At 41.6% G+C, this 15528-nt stretch carries 15 protein-coding genes; 10 read left to right on the top strand and 5 right to left on the bottom strand.

Features of this window, described 5'->3' with window-relative positions; translation table 11 throughout:
* Nucleotides 1-523, bottom strand: a 523-nt coding sequence (locus RH85_RS06060) for a putative oxygenase MesX (RefSeq protein WP_006711327.1), incomplete at its 3' end; no start/stop codon positions are given.
* A gap of 311 nt (nt 524-834) precedes the next feature.
* Here RH85_RS06060 and RH85_RS06055 point away from each other — a divergent pair.
* Nucleotides 835-1647, top strand: a complete 813-nt coding sequence (locus RH85_RS06055) for a sulfite exporter TauE/SafE family protein (RefSeq protein ID WP_006711326.1) — start codon at nt 835-837, stop codon at nt 1645-1647.
* A gap of 181 nt (nt 1648-1828) precedes the next feature.
* Here the strand turns inward: RH85_RS06055 and RH85_RS06050 are convergent, their stop codons facing one another.
* Nucleotides 1829-3598, bottom strand: a complete 1770-nt coding sequence (locus RH85_RS06050) for a methyl-accepting chemotaxis protein (RefSeq protein WP_006711325.1) — start codon at nt 3596-3598, stop codon at nt 1829-1831.
* A 128-nt stretch (nt 3599-3726) separates the two neighbouring features.
* Here RH85_RS06050 and RH85_RS06045 point away from each other — a divergent pair, with 128 nt between their 5' ends.
* Nucleotides 3727-4335: a beta-phosphoglucomutase family hydrolase gene (locus tag RH85_RS06045; RefSeq protein WP_006711324.1), complete on the top strand. Its 609-nt coding sequence runs from the start codon at nt 3727-3729 to the stop codon at nt 4333-4335.
* Between the two features lie 66 nt (nt 4336-4401).
* Here RH85_RS06045 and RH85_RS06040 read toward each other — a convergent pair whose 3' ends face one another.
* Nucleotides 4402-5706 carry an inosine/guanosine kinase gene (locus RH85_RS06040; RefSeq protein WP_006711323.1) on the bottom strand — a complete coding sequence of 435 codons (1305 nt, stop codon included), beginning with the start codon at nt 5704-5706 and terminating at the stop codon, nt 4402-4404.
* 108 nt (nt 5707-5814) lie between these two features.
* Nucleotides 5815-6285: a CreA family protein gene (locus tag RH85_RS06035; protein WP_005598501.1), complete on the bottom strand. Its 471-nt coding sequence runs from the start codon at nt 6283-6285 to the stop codon at nt 5815-5817.
* 162 nt (nt 6286-6447) lie between these two features.
* On the opposite strand from RH85_RS06035, the gene RH85_RS06030 reads away from it, so the two are divergent.
* From RH85_RS06030 to cutA, 4 genes are all read left to right on the top strand, one after another.
* The gene (locus tag RH85_RS06030) at nt 6448-6960 is read left to right on the top strand and encodes a hypothetical protein (protein WP_006711322.1); all 513 of its coding nucleotides are present in this window, start codon (nt 6448-6450) and stop codon (nt 6958-6960) included.
* A gap of 112 nt (nt 6961-7072) precedes the next feature.
* Complete coding sequence (locus tag RH85_RS06025; protein ID WP_006711321.1) at nt 7073-8776, top strand: HD domain-containing phosphohydrolase; 1704 nt, start codon at nt 7073-7075, stop codon at nt 8774-8776.
* Nucleotides 8777-8936: 160 nt separating this feature from the next.
* Nucleotides 8937-9578, top strand: coding sequence for an HAD-IA family hydrolase (locus RH85_RS06020; protein WP_006711320.1), 642 nt, complete (start codon nt 8937-8939; stop codon nt 9576-9578).
* A gap of 696 nt (nt 9579-10274) precedes the next feature.
* Entirely contained in the window at nt 10275-10439 is a 165-nt protein-coding gene (cutA, locus tag RH85_RS22215) for a divalent cation tolerance protein CutA (protein ID WP_083824851.1), read from the top strand.
* 143 nt (nt 10440-10582) lie between these two features.
* Here the strand turns inward: cutA and RH85_RS22040 are convergent, their stop codons facing one another.
* Nucleotides 10583-11389 carry an XRE family transcriptional regulator gene (locus RH85_RS22040; protein ID WP_006711319.1) on the bottom strand — a complete coding sequence of 269 codons (807 nt, stop codon included), beginning with the start codon at nt 11387-11389 and terminating at the stop codon, nt 10583-10585.
* Nucleotides 11390-11560: 171 nt separating this feature from the next.
* On the opposite strand from RH85_RS22040, the gene RH85_RS06010 reads away from it, so the two are divergent.
* Genes RH85_RS06010 through RH85_RS05995 form a run of 4 tightly spaced genes read left to right on the top strand, consistent with a single transcriptional unit; the run spans nt 11561 to nt 15450 of the window.
* Nucleotides 11561-11911 carry a helix-turn-helix domain-containing protein gene (locus RH85_RS06010; protein ID WP_006711318.1) on the top strand — a complete coding sequence of 117 codons (351 nt, stop codon included), beginning with the start codon at nt 11561-11563 and terminating at the stop codon, nt 11909-11911.
* Complete coding sequence (locus RH85_RS06005) at nt 11908-14163, top strand: DDE-type integrase/transposase/recombinase (RefSeq protein ID WP_006711317.1); 2256 nt, start codon at nt 11908-11910, stop codon at nt 14161-14163. The genes RH85_RS06010 and RH85_RS06005 overlap by 4 nt, the downstream gene beginning before the upstream one ends.
* 15 nt (nt 14164-14178) lie before the next feature.
* Nucleotides 14179-14880, top strand: coding sequence for an AAA family ATPase (locus tag RH85_RS06000; RefSeq protein WP_006711316.1), 702 nt, complete (start codon nt 14179-14181; stop codon nt 14878-14880).
* Nucleotides 14881-14901: 21 nt separating this feature from the next.
* Complete coding sequence (locus tag RH85_RS05995; RefSeq protein WP_006711315.1) at nt 14902-15450, top strand: hypothetical protein; 549 nt, start codon at nt 14902-14904, stop codon at nt 15448-15450.
* Nucleotides 15451-15528: the final 78 nt, after the last annotated feature.

Below are 15528 nucleotides of genomic sequence, written 5' to 3'. Positions count from 1 at the left end.
TTCTTAAACAAATAACGGGTTTTTTATTAAAATTACGCTGATAAACATCAGAGTTAATAAAGTGTTTGAACAGTTTGCCATGCAATTCACCAAATTTGTTAGGGACGGTGAATTTGGGTTGGTTTTTATTGTGCTCAAGCAGTAATACACTGAAGTCATAATCTCTAACGTAAGAGGAAAAATTATTTCCCACGATGCCTTCGATACGCTGGTCAGTTTTATGGTCGATAATGTATGTGTTCAGTACTTCAATGGATGGAAATGCGTCTTTACCGTCTTCTAAATCCATGTCAACAGAAACAATCTCAAGCTCGACAGAATAACGGTCACCCTTAGGATTGTCCCAATGAGCTAACGAGTTGAAATTGTTGTTTATCATCTTTAGAGCATTACGTAAGTTGCTTTGGCGATTCTCGCCGCGCGCTAAGTTAGCAAAATTGGTCGTAATGCGGGTACTGTCTGATGGGTGATAATTTTCATCGAGAGAAAGTTGTTTAATAGTAAAAGTGAAGTCTTTATTCATGGTGCTTGGTATCCAATTAACGTTATAGCGAGATAAGACATTTTTTGTGTTGTTATTGAGAGCCTAATTTTAATGACGTTGCTATAGGTGATGATTTATAGAGAGTTTTACAGTGATTAAATGACGATTAACATTGGATTTATTTCATTTGGAGTATGAGTTATTTTCATGTTCTGTTTGTTTGAATGTTCATCTCTTTGTCAGGTATATTCACGGAATTAAAAGAAAGTGACTTAAATTAAACCCTTGTTTACGTAGGGTTAAGCTGGCTTTTAAAGCGGAATGAAGACTCACATTAATGGATGAATGGAATGAGTGAATTATTGTTGTTAGTTGTATATTGTGCACTACTGGGTTGTGGTGTTGGTTTTTTAGCTGGGTTATTAGGCATTGGAGGGGGGCTGGTTATTGTCCCTGTGTTGAGCATTATTTTGCTCCATTTCCAAGTTTTACCTCCAGAACAGGTTGTGGTTGCAGCCATTGCAACGTCATTAGCATCGATATTATTTACATCAACGTCTTCGGCTATTGCACATCATAAAAATGGCAACGTGCCTTGGGATTTAGCGCCTTGGGTGATGATAGGGGTCGCCGTCGGTGCGCTAATCAGTGGTTTTATTGCGGCGTTCCTACCCGAAAAGGTCGTTCGCCTAGTTTTCGCGGTCACTGTGGTGCTTATCGCGCTGAAAATGTTTTACAGCAGTACGCAAAAAAGTGGCACTGATAAACACAAAATTCCAAATAGGGGGTTGTTGGCGGTACTGACTTCAATTACTGGGGCGTTGTCAGCGATGATAGGTATTGGCGGAGGGGCTCTTTTGGTTCCGTTGCTCACATTTTTTTCAATTGATATGAAAAAAGCCATCGGCTGTGCGTCTGCGTGTGGAATTGTTATTGCGTTGTTTGGTTCGATTGGTTACATCAGCTCTGGCAGCAGTCAGTTTGCCTTGGCTGATGGCTTTGCTGGCTTTGTTTACCTACCGGCTTTATTTGGTATTGTGTGCACCTCATGGTTTACCGCGCCTTTAGGTGCCAAATCAACGCACTACTTACCGGTTACCACGATTAAAAAGCTCTTTGCTGTGTTATTGCTGGTGGTTGCTGCCAATATGGCGATGAGTTAAATAAACGTCCAAAGTGCTAAAGTTGCCGCAATTGACGAAAGGTTGTCACTGCAGCGCGGTGTTTTATGCCTGCGCAGTGAGAGAGGCGGATTGAAATGACAAAGCCCGCTTGAACGCGGGCTTTGTCATTTATCGTGGTAGATCTGCTCAGGCAGTTAGCTTAAAGTACCTGCGAACATATTTAAGCATTTTGTGTGGTTTTAAACTCAGCCACCGCATGATCCATTTCGCAAGCTTGTTCAGCAACCTTGTCCACTTCAACTAAGCAATGCTTGGCCGATTGAGTGTTACCATCTGAAATGGTGTTTAACTCAGTGATAGAGTCACTCACTTGCACCATAACCGCACCTTGCTCTTCAATTGCAGAGGCGATACGTTCTGAGTTTGCTTGGATGTTATTCATATCGGTAAGAATCTGTTGCAAGCTTTGGTCAAGCTGCTCCGATCCATTCAGTGTGTGTTGGCCCTGCTCATTACACTGGTCAATATCATTAATAACCGTAGCCATTTGTGCTTGAATCGCATCGACAACGTTCGTAATTTCGGTGGTTGATTGATGCGTTCTGCTCGCGAGTGCTCTTACTTCATCAGCAACAACGGCAAAACCACGCCCCTGTTCACCTGCGCGCGCCGCTTCGATTGCTGCGTTGAGTGCTAACAGGTTAGTTTGCTCGGCAATTTCTTGAATGATATTAACCGCATCACCAATCTTCGCGACATGGTGGTTAAGCGAGCTTATTGATGTTTGACTATTGGCAAGGCGCTCGGACAATTGGGTAATATTGGTGACCGTATCCACCACCACTTCTCGGCCGGTATCGGCATTCTGTGAGGCTTGATGTACTCCCTCAACCGCAACTGAAGTGCTTTCGGATATCTCACTAATGGTTGAGACCATCTCTTGAACAGAAAGGGCCATGCTAGAGGTATGATCGGCTTGCACTTGGAACTGCTGAATAACTGATTCGAGTTCATTGTGCATATTGCTTGTGCTGGTATAGAGCTGGTGAGATTTGGTCTGCGAGCCAGAGATTAGTGTTTCCAGTTTTTCTAACAACTCATCAAAGTAACGACTTAACATGACCAATTCGTCGTTGCCTTGCAGTTTCGCTCGCAGAGATACATCATTGGTATCAACGATGTTGCGAATCACGACAAGCAGTGAATTGATTTTGGAAATGATAGTTCGTGCTATTTGGGCAATAAAAACGAGGATAATCGTTGCAATAATGAGACTAACAGAATGTTTAAGTAAGGTTTGACGCTCAATTGCCTGGTTGGTTTCTTCTGTCAATGCTGCTGAGAAGCTATCAAACTGCTGCTCAATGTTGTGAGAGGCTTTGCGTGTTTCGCCCAGCAGACCTTCGTTATATTTAAGGCCAATAATTTGCTTTTGCTTTGTCAGTGCGGTTGCGGAAGTCAGAATATCGCTCGCCTGTGCCGGAAGTAGTTCCGGTTTTATCACGCCTTGCTGAATTTTATCATCAAAGGCGATGAGATTGACCAACTCTTCCACCGTCAGTTTGGATTTGTAATCGTAAAGTGAACGATTGTATTGACCCAATAAACCTTGATCTTCATTGATGCCGTACACTTCGTAAGCTTTGGTCAGTTTTGAGAACGTGCTTTGGTAAGTTTGAATATCATTTTGCAGTCCACGACTGCTGACAAGGTTGTTTGACGATAGAATGATAGAAAGCTGTGATTCTAAATTGAGAAATGTTTCAAGATTATCGTTAAACTTATTGAGATACTTTAGGTCACTGCGCAGTAAGAAATCTTTTTCATTACGTCGAAGATTAAGCAGTTGGATTTCAAGATCTTTGGTTAGTTGATTCGCTTGATTGAGTTGTTTAGTGGTGTCTGCAAAGTGGACAGTCGTCAACAGTAAAGTCGCTATTCCTAAGATGGCGATGGCGCCTAACAAATAAAGCTTAGTTTTAATTTTCATAAGGACTTCCGAGAGCTACTACATTAAATTTATTTAAGATTATTTTTTGAAAATTACTATTCAAAAAATGGTACCAAAGATAAACGTTTAAGTTTTAAATATCTGATTATAAGAAGAAAGTAAACATTATGCTGAAAAAGTACGAGCAATACCAAGGATTTATATTTGATATGGATGGCACCTTGCTCGATAGCATGCCAGAGCATCTAAACGCATGGGAAATAACCGCCAATAAATTTGGTTTTCCCTTTTCTCGAGATTGGTTAAATGGTTTAGGTGGAATGCCGAGCTACAAGATTGTCGCTGAGCTCAATCGTGAGTTTGGCTTGCAATTGGATGCGCAAGAAATCGCTCGATTTAAAATGGCAACATTTGATGAGATAGCGACAGATATTGAGATAATTGATTGTACAAACAGGGTGTTGCAAACCTATGCAGGCAAAAAGCCGATCGCAATAGGGACCGGCAGCCAGCGTGTACTTGCGGAACGCTTGCTACGTCAATCAGGGTTGTTTGAGAGTATTGACGTCTTGGTATCGGCTAATGATGTGGAAGCGCATAAGCCTAATCCAGATACCTTTTTAAAAGCGGCCAAATTACTAAATCTTGAGCCTAGTCTTTGCGTGGTTTTTGAAGATACTGAGTTGGGAAAAAAAGCGGCGCATGCAGCAAAGATGGATTGCTATATGGTCGAAGGCGACAATTTGGTGTTCTATCCGTATATTTCTATCGATTAAAACAAAACCATAATAGGCATATAAAAATAAGACCGCTAATTTAGCGGCCTTATTTAACAAGATCTATTATCTATCCCAGTATGCTTCTTCCAAACTGTCTTCGCGTTCTGGAAGTGCACGAGAAAGGCGAGGAGAGTGTTGGGTTAACACCTCATAGCTAACTCGGTTTGCGTACTTACAAATTTGCGATAATGAAGAGTACGTTAGGTAGCTGTGATCATGTTTTGCTGAATTAGGCACAGTAACTTCATGGAAGCTGTTCGCAGCCATATCGTGAAGTAGGGCTGATAGTGCCGCGTCGCCTGCGCCATTGGTGTTTTTGATCTCCATTGGGCCACCTAAGTAAGGACCGATATGAGAGTACACCTTAACCGCTTCATCACAATCTTGCTTGCGCATTGCACGGCTAAATTCAAAGCGGTTATATTCCGAAATAGTGCTGTGCTGAATTGGATGTTCTGTTTCACGAGCCAAGCTTTCGTCGCTATAACCCGCCATGTAAAGACCGTTAGGACCTGCAGTACAGAGTACAAGATCAACCCACTCTAAGGCGCGATTTGCCGCTTGAAGAGGATCGCTAAAGCCAGTAAGAGCTTGGCCTTCTTCCTCATTCATCGCAACAACCGTGATATTTTCTTTTAGGTATTCTTGCCACCACTCGGCGTTGCCTTCAATGACCCACTTAGTTCCAAGAGTCAGTACCACCGGCACATTCTTAGACTTGGCAATTTCAATCGCGCGAGCGACTGCTTTTGGCATAGGGTCTTCAGGTTTACCGCGCATCAGGTATGAAGAGACAACAAGAGCAGACGCTTTGTCGAAAACATCGTCAGGAATGCTTTCAGGTTGCAGCTTGTTCATGTGGCCTTCGTTGATGGCAAAGGTGCGCTCGCCATCTTCCGTGATCAAGGTGTAACAACGACCAATAGGGCCTTCAACCGTTTGCAGGTGGTTAAGGTTCATTCGTGCTGAAGTTCGGCATAAATAGCGGTAAGCGAAGGAGCCTACCTCGATGTTACGTGACATCACGCCAAGTAAAACCGACTTGCTGTCTGCTAGCACTGAGTAGTTGTGTAGCGTGTTACCAATTGTATCACCAGGGTATTGGTGAGAAATCAGTTCGCGATCAACAAGTTCGCGGTATAACGCATCAGCTTGGCTTTCTTCAAGAACGAGAGAGTGACCTTTACTCAAATTGTATTTGGACAAAAACTCGTCATCGACGCGAGCTTCAATGTCGACGATAGTTTGCCCCACGCCAACAATAATTGGGCGGTAGAGTTTTGATGGTTGCTTCGCCTGATTGATCAATGGATCACGAGCATGTGTCGGAAAGTAGTGCTGAGATTTACGCTGGCCAGGAAACTTCATCATTAAAAGGGAGTAGGAAATTTTCTGCATCATATCACATTAATGAAGATATTCTTTCATTTAGGTGACATTAAAGTGCCAAGCGAGAGCGATTGGCACTTTTTTAATCTATTTCTCAGGAGTATAGGAGCCGTAAGCTTTTGTTCCCCACAAAGGCACCGTTGAGAGGCTGTGTTTGAAGCTGCCCTCAGTCTCTTTAGTTGTGTAAGACAAATAAAGTAGTGTCTGATTGTCAGCATCGTAGATGCGTCTAACTTTCATTGTTTTGAAAAAGATGCTTTTAGACTGTTTGAAGACCACTTCGCCAGAAGCACTTTTATCGATAGATGCGATCATTTCTGGGGTAATGTCACCAGTCTGACGACATGATATCGAGCTATCACTTGGATCTGCGAGTGAAAAATTGGCTTCTATAGAAGCGATATGACAGGTTACGCCAGGTATTTTGTCGTCATCTAAATGAGAGATCTTGATATCTTTCATCGTAAAAATACCCAAACTCACATCACCGACTTCGCCACTGTCGCAGCCTGCAAGAGCCGCACTAGCCAGCAAAACCACGGAAATTTTTTTCAACATTATTCAATTCCATTGTTCGATTTTTATAAAGTTTAACATATTCGTTGTCTGGTCAGTGATGAAGATTAACAACATTTCTTGAGTTGAAGTGGTTTATTGCTTGTATTCAGGCAGGGGGCTGATTAAGCTCAGCATAGAAAGATTAGGTACGGCTAATAAATTATGACTATTGAACATTTTGCTATCGCAGAGATTAAAAACAACTGGCTTTATGCGCAAGTTGACGTTGAGTTCCCAACCAAAGAAAGTCTCGTTGGTCGTGCTCTTTACCAAGCGAGTGTGGAGCACAAGCAATACCAAATACTGACAGCTGCGACATTAGATTCAGCAGGTGACACCTTTGCTGCGGAAGATATTTATCTGGTCGACTTCCACCGTCTTACCGTTATGTTCGCATTGCTTTATTCTAAACAGTGGGCATCGGACGGAGATCAGCAAATGATGATTGAGTTTTTGACTCAAATTATTTATTCCGAACCTTGTGAATTGTACATCGGTTTCCAGAACGGTGAGCCTGTCACGACCGCTATTTTGACGCGCAGTAATGAGCAAGTCTTAGTGTCTGACATCACCACGAACGATACCCATAGCGAAAGTAAAATGAGCTTTGTTAAATCACTCCTTACTAAGAGTTCAATCCCCGTAGGTAATGGTGATGTAGTTCTTGAAATCTGATGCTTATCTAAGCCTTTATTGACGGCTGTGTTATTCTTGTCTTATTAATGAGCAAGATATTTAGAATCCAGTGGCCTATATATTTCGATCTTTATTATTAGTTGTAGCTTGCGTGACATCATCGTTTTCGCAGGCAAATCAATGGCAATACAAGAACGTTTTGGTTCTGCATTCTTACTCGCCGTCTTATCAGTGGACTGCGGATTTTCAATCTGGCATCGAGCAGGCGATTGCAAAATCCAACACCAAGCTGAAACTCTCCTTAGAATACCTTGATACTAAGCGGGTCTATAATGAGACCTACTACAGTGAGTTTATTCGTTACTTCAACACTAAGTACCAACATTATCAGTTTGATGCCGTCTTAGTTACTGACGATAATGCACTTGACCTTATTAACCAGTGGCCTGACAACCCATTCAAGGGATTGCCAATCATTGCGGCTGGTATTAACAACCAAAGTGCGACGTTGTCAGCAGTGACCAGTCGCTATCGCATCATTTATGAACGCGATGAAATTGATAAAACCGTTGAATTGATGAGTCGTGTTCGACCGAACTTACAGCGCTTGTACTACATCTCTGATCGCAGCACGACATCGCAATATGTGCGTGAGAAAGCACTTGAAGTGCTGGCGCGTAATAGCAGTATCGAGGTGATAGAGATTCGCGATATACCACTGGCGCGTGTCGGTGAAGAACTGCAGGGCATAAGCCCAGATGATGCTGTGATTTTGACGCACTACAACACCGATATCGATCGAGGCATTTATCATCGTTATCAGTATGTCGCACAAGAGATAGCAATCAATAGTCCAGCACCAGTATTCGTCTTTTGGGAATTTTATATTACCAATGGTATTTTTGGTGGCTACGTCAATCGCTCTGAGCAAGTTGGCCGTGAAATGCTCCTCGCGCTCGATGAATTCATCCCGCTGAATTTTTCTGAGGAGGTGAACGTGGGTCATTCAAGTCGGCCTGTGGTTGATTTTGAAGCTCTAGAACGGTTTGGCATTGATGAACATCAATTACCGCAAAACACGTTGATACTTAATCAGCCTGAGAGCTTCATTAAGTCTAATTGGCAGCTGTTGAGTATCGCTGCCTCGATCATTTTTTGCATGGCACTGGTGATCGTTACCCAAGCCGTTACGATTCGACAAAAACGCGAATTAAACAAAAAGAACAAGAAAATAGTGCAGCTACAGAAAAAAACTTTGAAAACACAAAAAGATATGATCGTCGTACTCGGCGAAGCGATCGAAACTCGGTCAGGTGAAACTGGCAATCACGTTAAGCGCGTAGCACAGTTATCTTCTCTATTAGCGCGTTTACATGGTTTAAGTCACCGTGAAGTAGAACTGATAGAGATCATTAGCCCGATGCATGATGTAGGCAAGATTGCTATTCCAGAATCGATCCTCGAAAAACTGGGACAACTAGATAGCTCTGAATGGGAAATCATGCAGACCCATACATCCCATGGTTATAAATTACTCAATGCAAGTAGTGGTGAAGTGTTTAATTTGGCTGCCACAGTGGCTCATGAGCACCATGAACGTTGGGACGGAAGTGGTTACCCAAATGGATTGGCCGGTGAGAATATCCATATATTTTCGCGAATAACAGCCATTGCAGATGTGTTTGATGCTTTACTTAGTGTCCGTTGTTACAAGCGAGCATGGACTTTAGAGGAAGTGGTCGAGCATTTTAAACGTGAACATGGCGCTCAATTTGATCCAGAACTTACGACGATTTTACTCGATAATTTAGACGACTTTATTGCGATTCGTAATGCCTATCCAGACAAAGGATAAGTAGCTGTTATGCATCAAGACCAATACATAGGGTGACCTACCCACAATTTTTTGTCATCGTTTTGTTTAAATAAGCCAATTTGTTAAGTCAAACCTGTCACTATTTCATAATCGACATACTATTTTAGAGACTAAAAATAACGAATAGAGGTGCTCCGAGATGGGACAAACCTTATGTGTGATCTTCGATTGTGAAGGTACTCTTGTCGACAGTGAAATATTATGTTGCCGTGCTTTGTCATTGGTTTTTGGGGAGTTTGGAGCGAGTTTGCCCGTAGAGCAAGCGATGTCTTATTTTGTTGGTGGTAAGTTGGCTGACATTTTAAATGATACGCAGCGCAGACTAGGGTTGAATGTCTCTTTGGATATATTGGAACCTTTGTATCGGCAAAGACTAAAGCAGCTATTTGAACAAGAACTTAAGCCGATGGATGGGGTAATTGATACGTTAGCAACTCTTGACAGTAAAGGGATCAGCTATTGTGTGGCGTCAAATGGTCCGCGAGATAAAACCATCCATGCGCTCGAGTTGACGGGCTTGGATCAATATTTCAAAGGTAAAGTGTTTTCCGCATTCGATACCAATAGTTGGAAACCGGAACCTGATCTAATTCTTTATAGCGCGATGAATATGGGCTTTCGTGTTGAAGAGTGCTTGTATGTCGATGATACCCCCAAAGGTCTTGAGGCTGGGGTTAAAGCGGGGATGCGAACCATCCAGTTGGAAGGGATCAACCAACGATCTTATCCCGGTACGTATGCCACAATACATCGACTTGACGAGTTAAATGCTTATATATGAAAAAAGCCCCGAAAGGGGCTTTTTTGTATTTGTGGTTAATTCATCATTGAGCTGTGGCTGGAATAAATCGGAACTGCACTTTTTACATGTAATGTTTCACTGCGGATAATTTGATGAACATTCTCGAAAAATGATCCGCATTCGGCACACAGTAGTGAACCTGAGCCTGACATAAGGTATTCATCACTGCCGCATAGAGGGCAACATTGGTGATCTAGTGAAGCGGCTTTATATTCTTTCATCTCTTCTCCGGTGCGAAGCAAACAAAATAGGCATTATTGTATTGTTAGAATTTTTATTATTCGATACCCATTAAACGAGATATCGAGTCTCTATTATCGAATCCATTGCGCGATAGATTAAATCATTGGAATGATGAATGAACCATCAAAGATTTTTTGTGTCGGCAATCTCTCCTATGTCATGTTGTTTCAACCAACGAGACCATATTGGTATATCGGCAGCGTACGGGGTAAAGAATCCCGGTGCAAATTAATTCTAGCCTAGCGCTTCTCAATAAACGTCATTCGAGTGTCATTGCTTTTGTTTATTCGACGCACTTCAAACTAAATGACTTGATTATTTGTTTTAAATCATTATTTGCGCTGTGAATTAACCTTTTTGTGCAAGGTTTCTCTATTGAATGACAACGAGAGTTGGGTAAGATAAGTGGAAATATCGCTTGGAGAAGATGCTATGCAAGAGGCATTTTGTATTGTCCTTACAACAACGAATAGCAAAATAAACAAACAAAGACTGATTAACACGGTACTAGAAAAGAAACTTGCTGCTTGCATTCAAAGTATGCCAATAGAAAGTCATTATGTGTGGCAATGTAGGAAACCATTAAGACTGAGATAACTAAGGAATAGATAGGAATTGACCGGATTACATCGGAAGGCTTGTGGAGAAAGGGCTCAAGAGATTTTAACTTAGATCCAAGTTTGTCGCTTGAATTGAGTTAAATTGCCGAGCCCATTTTTTTTGTTCGCTAGATATGAGATTTAAACATCTTTCCCAATCCAGATGACCTGACCAATAATTTTAAGAGAGCCTAGATCTTCTGGAGTTATGGTTTGTGGTGGGTATTCTTTGTTATCACTAATTAAGGTCAAGCCACCATTAACCAGGCACTGTACACGCTTAGCGTAGAGATCATCCCCAAGGCGTACAACAAAAATTTTCCCATCCACGGGCTGCACACAACTAAGATCAATCAAAAGGCTATCGTTGTCTTTGATAGTTGGTTCCATACTATCGCCACGACTAAAGACTACGGCAAGCTGATTATCTTTACACTTCCGATAATTCAGATACTTACGTCTAAACGCAAGATGACGTTTTACGCCTTCATCAAATGGGCATGTCCCATGTCCAGTGCTAACTTGAACATGGTAGCCAGGAACTAAAACATATTCTTCTTCAAATTTGTCGACTACCGTTTTCAAGCTTGTGTATTGCAGCTTTTCAACTGCTTTTTTTATCACATCAATATCTGCTGAACCGATGATATCAGCCGCTAATTCAGCGTTTAAAGGCTGTTTAACACTGTTTTCAACGGAAATAGTATCGGGATTGGGTACTAGGTCAATACTTGACCTAAGGCTCATTTCGCCCTCTCCAACAAGCAACCAATTTGCATTGATCCCAAGTTTTACAAATCCAGCAATGATGTCTGCTCGTGGTTTCGTTTTACCATTTTCATTTTCTTGGTAACCACGTTTTTTTGCGCCTAGTGCATTAGCCATCTCATCCTGAGTAAAACCTAAGTAGGTTCTAGCGGCTTTTAATCGTTCTTCCAAAGAGTTCATGATCCAAGTTATGCCTTTCTAAGCTGGATCTATATGGCACGTAATAATGTGCAAGATCCAAGAAAAATAACACGTTAAAATTCAATGATATACGTTTTAATGGTGATTTAACGCATAAAAACGTAACTCAGAAGCTTGTAGGCACGTAATGATGCGTTTGTATTATTGGGCATGACTACAACAAAACGCCGAAAAAAAACAGGTTTGGCACCCTGTGAGCACGATGATTGGGATCGTGCTGATATTAAAGCGGCTTTGGAGAAAGCAGGATGGTCACTACGACAACTATCGATACATCACGGCTTGACTCCAAAGACATTTCAACATGCTCTGCAGCGACCTTATCCAAAAGCGGAAGCGGCAATTGCAGATGCTATAGGTGTTAAACCTCAGTTAATTTGGCCAAGTCGATACGATAAGGATGGTAATCCAAACCGTAAACGAGGACGAAAGCCAAAAATACCGTGTTGCTATATTACCACAAAATGGGACGAGGACACACCTAGTAAGGGGGGAGCATGAATGACTGGGTAAGTGCATTAGATATAGCAACAGCGACTAAAATTTCACGAAGAAACATAAATATACGTGCAGGTAAAGAAAACTGGCCTAAGCGAGAAAGACAAGGGCGAGGTGGTGGTTTTGAATATCTGCTCACAAGTTTGCCAGGTGAAATGCAGGGACATTTAGCAAAGTTCTTAGCTGAGCGAGCTGCTAAAGATAACCCAACATTCAGGTTAGGAAGTCTGATTGGAAATAAACATAAACAGAAGGATGGAAATAACGAAGTCAAACAACAGATGTGTAAGGAACAAGCATTAATTGACTTTAACCAGCTTCAAGGCAACGCAAAAAAACGTGCCGAAGCAAGGCTACAAATCTGTTTTGCTTATAAACAATTCATAGTTCCCTTTAGTGCTAACAAGCAGATTGCTGTAGGTGATGATGAATTTGTTACTAGATATAACGATAGAAGCTTACAACTACCGGAACAGGTAAGGATACAAGTTAAACAGTTAAGCCGAGCTTCTCTAAAAAGGTGGGTAAGTGCCCTGAATAGCAACGGTCCAGTTGCTTTAGCTGGAAACTACAAGCCCGATAGAAAGCACCTAATTGATCAGGATGAAAGTCTGAAAGCATTTTGTAGAGGTCTTGTTTGGCATAAACCTGATATTCAGGCCACCAATCTACATGAAGCTTTAAGAGGACAAATTGGACTAGGAAAGATCGATACAGAATTACCTTCGTTAAGCTCTGTTAGACGTTGGTTAGAAACATTTAAGAGAGAATTTAAGTTAGCTCTTCATCAAATGGCTAGTCCTGATGACTTCAAAAATAGGAAGCAAGTTGCGTGGGGAAATGCTTGTGAAAGCATTACTCGAATAAACGAGATGTGGGAACTCGATTCAACACCTTCAGATGTGATGTTAATGGATGGTAGGCACAGCATTATCGGTGCAATCGATATATACAGCCGACGACCTATTGTGATTGTTCATCCTACATCTAGTGCCGAGGCTGTTTGTATTTTAATGCGAAAAGCAATATTGGAATTTGGTGTTCCTGAAAGTGTAAAAACCGATAACGGCAAGGATTATACAAGCTTAAGAGTAATGAGCGTATTGGATGCGTTGAATATCAAGCAGGTATTAACTAAGCCTTTTGCTGGTGATGAAAAGCCTCATATTGAGCGATTTTTCAGAACGTGGGCTCATGGAATTAGTACGCTGCTTCCTGGCTATGCAGGGCATAACGTAGCTAAACGACAAGAGCTTAGATCAAGAAGAAGTTTTGCAGAACAGATTCTGTCGCGTCGTAAAGATAAGGATCTAGAGGGAAAGCTTCGTATTTCAAAAGGAGGAGATGTAGACGTTGCACTCACAGGAAAGGAGCTTCAAGCAATTATAGATGATTGGATAAATCATCATTACATGCATAAGCAGCATCGTTCCATTAAATGTACTCCAACCGAAAAGTGGCAAAGTAAACGTTCAACGATAAGAACTATTTCGGATGATCGAGCGTTGGATATCTTACTTAGCCCAGTGCCTGCCGCGTCGGGTCGCTCTGCTGGGATGCGCGTAGCGAATAAAGATGCAGGATTGGTCGTGGAGGGGATTAGTTATTTTGCACCTGAGCTTGGGGCTCTTATTGGAGATAGCTTGTTTTGTTCTTGGGACCCTCACGATGTCGGTCAATTATACGTTTTTGAGCAAGGTTCAATGGCTTTTGTCTGTGTAGCTAAGAATCCTGAACTTGTAGGTCAAAATATTTCGCTAAGTCAATTATCGAAAGAAGCACAGCGTCAACAAAATGAAAGATTGGCCCAACAACGAAAAGAGCTCAAAAAAGCAAGTAGAAAAGTTGGTGTTGGAGAGGTTGCAAGGGATGTTCTTGACGCTGCCAAAATAAGGAATAGTTCAGTTTTAGGGTTACCACATATAAGGAAAGAGCATGAAACAACAGCCGTACAAAGTGCTCAACAGGCCATCAATAAACCATCAAAACCGCGTCTAGATAGGAGTGAATTTGAGCGAAGAAGGAAAGAACAAATTCAAATGGATCAAGCTTTCAAAGCTCAACAAGCGAAGCCTCGATTTGCAAGTCAAATTGAAGAATTTACTTATTACCTTCGTCAACAGGATTTTAGACTTTTAACTGAGGAAGAAATTATGACGATGGATCGATTTAGAAAGCTACAACCAGATGCAGCAAAAATGGCGGAAAGGTTGAAAGCTGGTACTGAAGCTCCTGAGCGAAAAGTAAAACGTTAATTAAAAGGTAAACTTATGAAATACACAATTGCTTATACAGAGAACGTGGCGCAAGCCAACATATTACTAACCAAGTTGTTGACTCGATCCCCTGCAGTACCAGGAATTGGTCTTATGGATGGTCGACCAGGTTTGGGTAAAACTTTCGCAACACTTAAGTTATTAAACAATATCGACAATGGCATTTATCTCAGGGCAGTTCGTTTAGAGACGGCGTCTACATTTTTAGAACGCTTACTGAAGGAGTTAAGCATAAGAGAATGCCCTCGTTCAAAAATGGCGAAGTTTGAAAGAGCTGTGGATGCGTTAGCAGTAGAGCCACGAGTGATTTTTTTGGATGAGGCTGACTATTATATGGACCAACCAGAATTGTTAGAAATGATCCGCGACATTCACGACTTAACCAACACACCAATTATTTTGGTGGGCATGGATAAAATTGCTCGTAAGGTCGCAGGGTTACCTCAATTAGATAGTCGTATTTCCGCGAGATATGAGTTTCAGCCTGCAACGATTGACGACTTACAAATTATGGTTCGCGACCTGTTTGAAGACGGCATTAAAGTTGCGGATGATTTGCTGAGACGAGTCTTGATTGAAACAAAAGGGAACTACCGTTTTACCGCAATCGCATTGGAAACAATTGAACGTAAAGCCCAAGTAGATGATGTGCAAAAAATTGATTCAACCCATTGGGGAGATGAACCAATTATTTAAACATTTATTGAGGTTTACTGAATGTTAATGGAACAAACTAGTTTAAGAGAGCGAGCATGGCAGGTCATGCTCGTCCTGGATACCTTTTCAGTACGAGATATCGCACAACAAGCTCAAGTACCTAAAACCAATGTGTCTAACTTTGTACAACAGCTATTAAGAAATAATCGACTTGAAAAGGTCAGTACCGAAAGACCCTACAAATTCAAAGTAGCAGATATAGAAGGAGTTACTTTTGGCAAAGGAAGAGCCTTAACTACTAAATCTAAATTGCCCCCAAATAGACCAAGACAAAAAATGTGGGCAAGTATGCGAGTCCTAAGACGATTTCAAATAACAGACATTATGATGGCCACTGACTCTAAACGTAGTACAGCATCAAAGTTTATTAACCGTTTATATAAAGCTGGTTACTTACGACGTTTGAGCCCCCATTCCCCTAAGTTAGGAGATGCTGCAGTTTTTCTTCTTATTCGGGATTCTGGGCCTTTAGCACCAATAGAGCGGGGTGCTAAAGGGTTGTGGGATGCCAATGAAAATAAGATATATCCCAACGAGGTGAGAGTATGACGTCATGGTTAGAAGTTCTAAAACAAGAGTGCAAAACCAAATCACAAAGAACCATTGCTTGTGAGTTAGGTGTAAGTG

Source organism: Vibrio ichthyoenteri ATCC 700023 (assembly GCF_000222605.1).
GTDB lineage: Bacteria > Pseudomonadota > Gammaproteobacteria > Enterobacterales > Vibrionaceae > Vibrio > Vibrio ichthyoenteri.
Note: the sequence above shows the minus strand (reverse complement) of the source record. Positions and strands in the feature narration are given on the sequence as shown.

What these genes read in the sequence shown, in the direction of transcription:
- RH85_RS06035 (WP_005598501.1), bottom strand. Translation starts at nt 6,285, where the DNA reads ATGTTGAAAAAAATTTCCGTGGTTTTGCTGGCTAGTGCGGCTCTTGCA.
- RH85_RS05995 (WP_006711315.1), top strand. Translation starts at nt 14,902, where the DNA reads ATGTTAATGGAACAAACTAGTTTAAGAGAGCGAGCATGGCAGGTCATG.
- RH85_RS06000 (WP_006711316.1), top strand. Translation starts at nt 14,179, where the DNA reads ATGAAATACACAATTGCTTATACAGAGAACGTGGCGCAAGCCAACATA.
- cutA (WP_083824851.1), top strand. Translation starts at nt 10,275, where the DNA reads ATGCAAGAGGCATTTTGTATTGTCCTTACAACAACGAATAGCAAAATA.
- RH85_RS06030 (WP_006711322.1), top strand. Translation starts at nt 6,448, where the DNA reads ATGACTATTGAACATTTTGCTATCGCAGAGATTAAAAACAACTGGCTT.
- RH85_RS06020 (WP_006711320.1), top strand. Translation starts at nt 8,937, where the DNA reads ATGGGACAAACCTTATGTGTGATCTTCGATTGTGAAGGTACTCTTGTC.
- RH85_RS06050 (WP_006711325.1), bottom strand. Translation starts at nt 3,598, where the DNA reads ATGAAAATTAAAACTAAGCTTTATTTGTTAGGCGCCATCGCCATCTTA.
- RH85_RS06055 (WP_006711326.1), top strand. Translation starts at nt 835, where the DNA reads ATGAGTGAATTATTGTTGTTAGTTGTATATTGTGCACTACTGGGTTGT.
- RH85_RS06010 (WP_006711318.1), top strand. Translation starts at nt 11,561, where the DNA reads ATGACTACAACAAAACGCCGAAAAAAAACAGGTTTGGCACCCTGTGAG.
- RH85_RS06045 (WP_006711324.1), top strand. Translation starts at nt 3,727, where the DNA reads ATGCTGAAAAAGTACGAGCAATACCAAGGATTTATATTTGATATGGAT.
- RH85_RS22040 (WP_006711319.1), bottom strand. Translation starts at nt 11,389, where the DNA reads ATGAACTCTTTGGAAGAACGATTAAAAGCCGCTAGAACCTACTTAGGT.
- RH85_RS06005 (WP_006711317.1), top strand. Translation starts at nt 11,908, where the DNA reads ATGAATGACTGGGTAAGTGCATTAGATATAGCAACAGCGACTAAAATT.
- RH85_RS06040 (WP_006711323.1), bottom strand. Translation starts at nt 5,706, where the DNA reads ATGAAGTTTCCTGGCCAGCGTAAATCTCAGCACTACTTTCCGACACAT.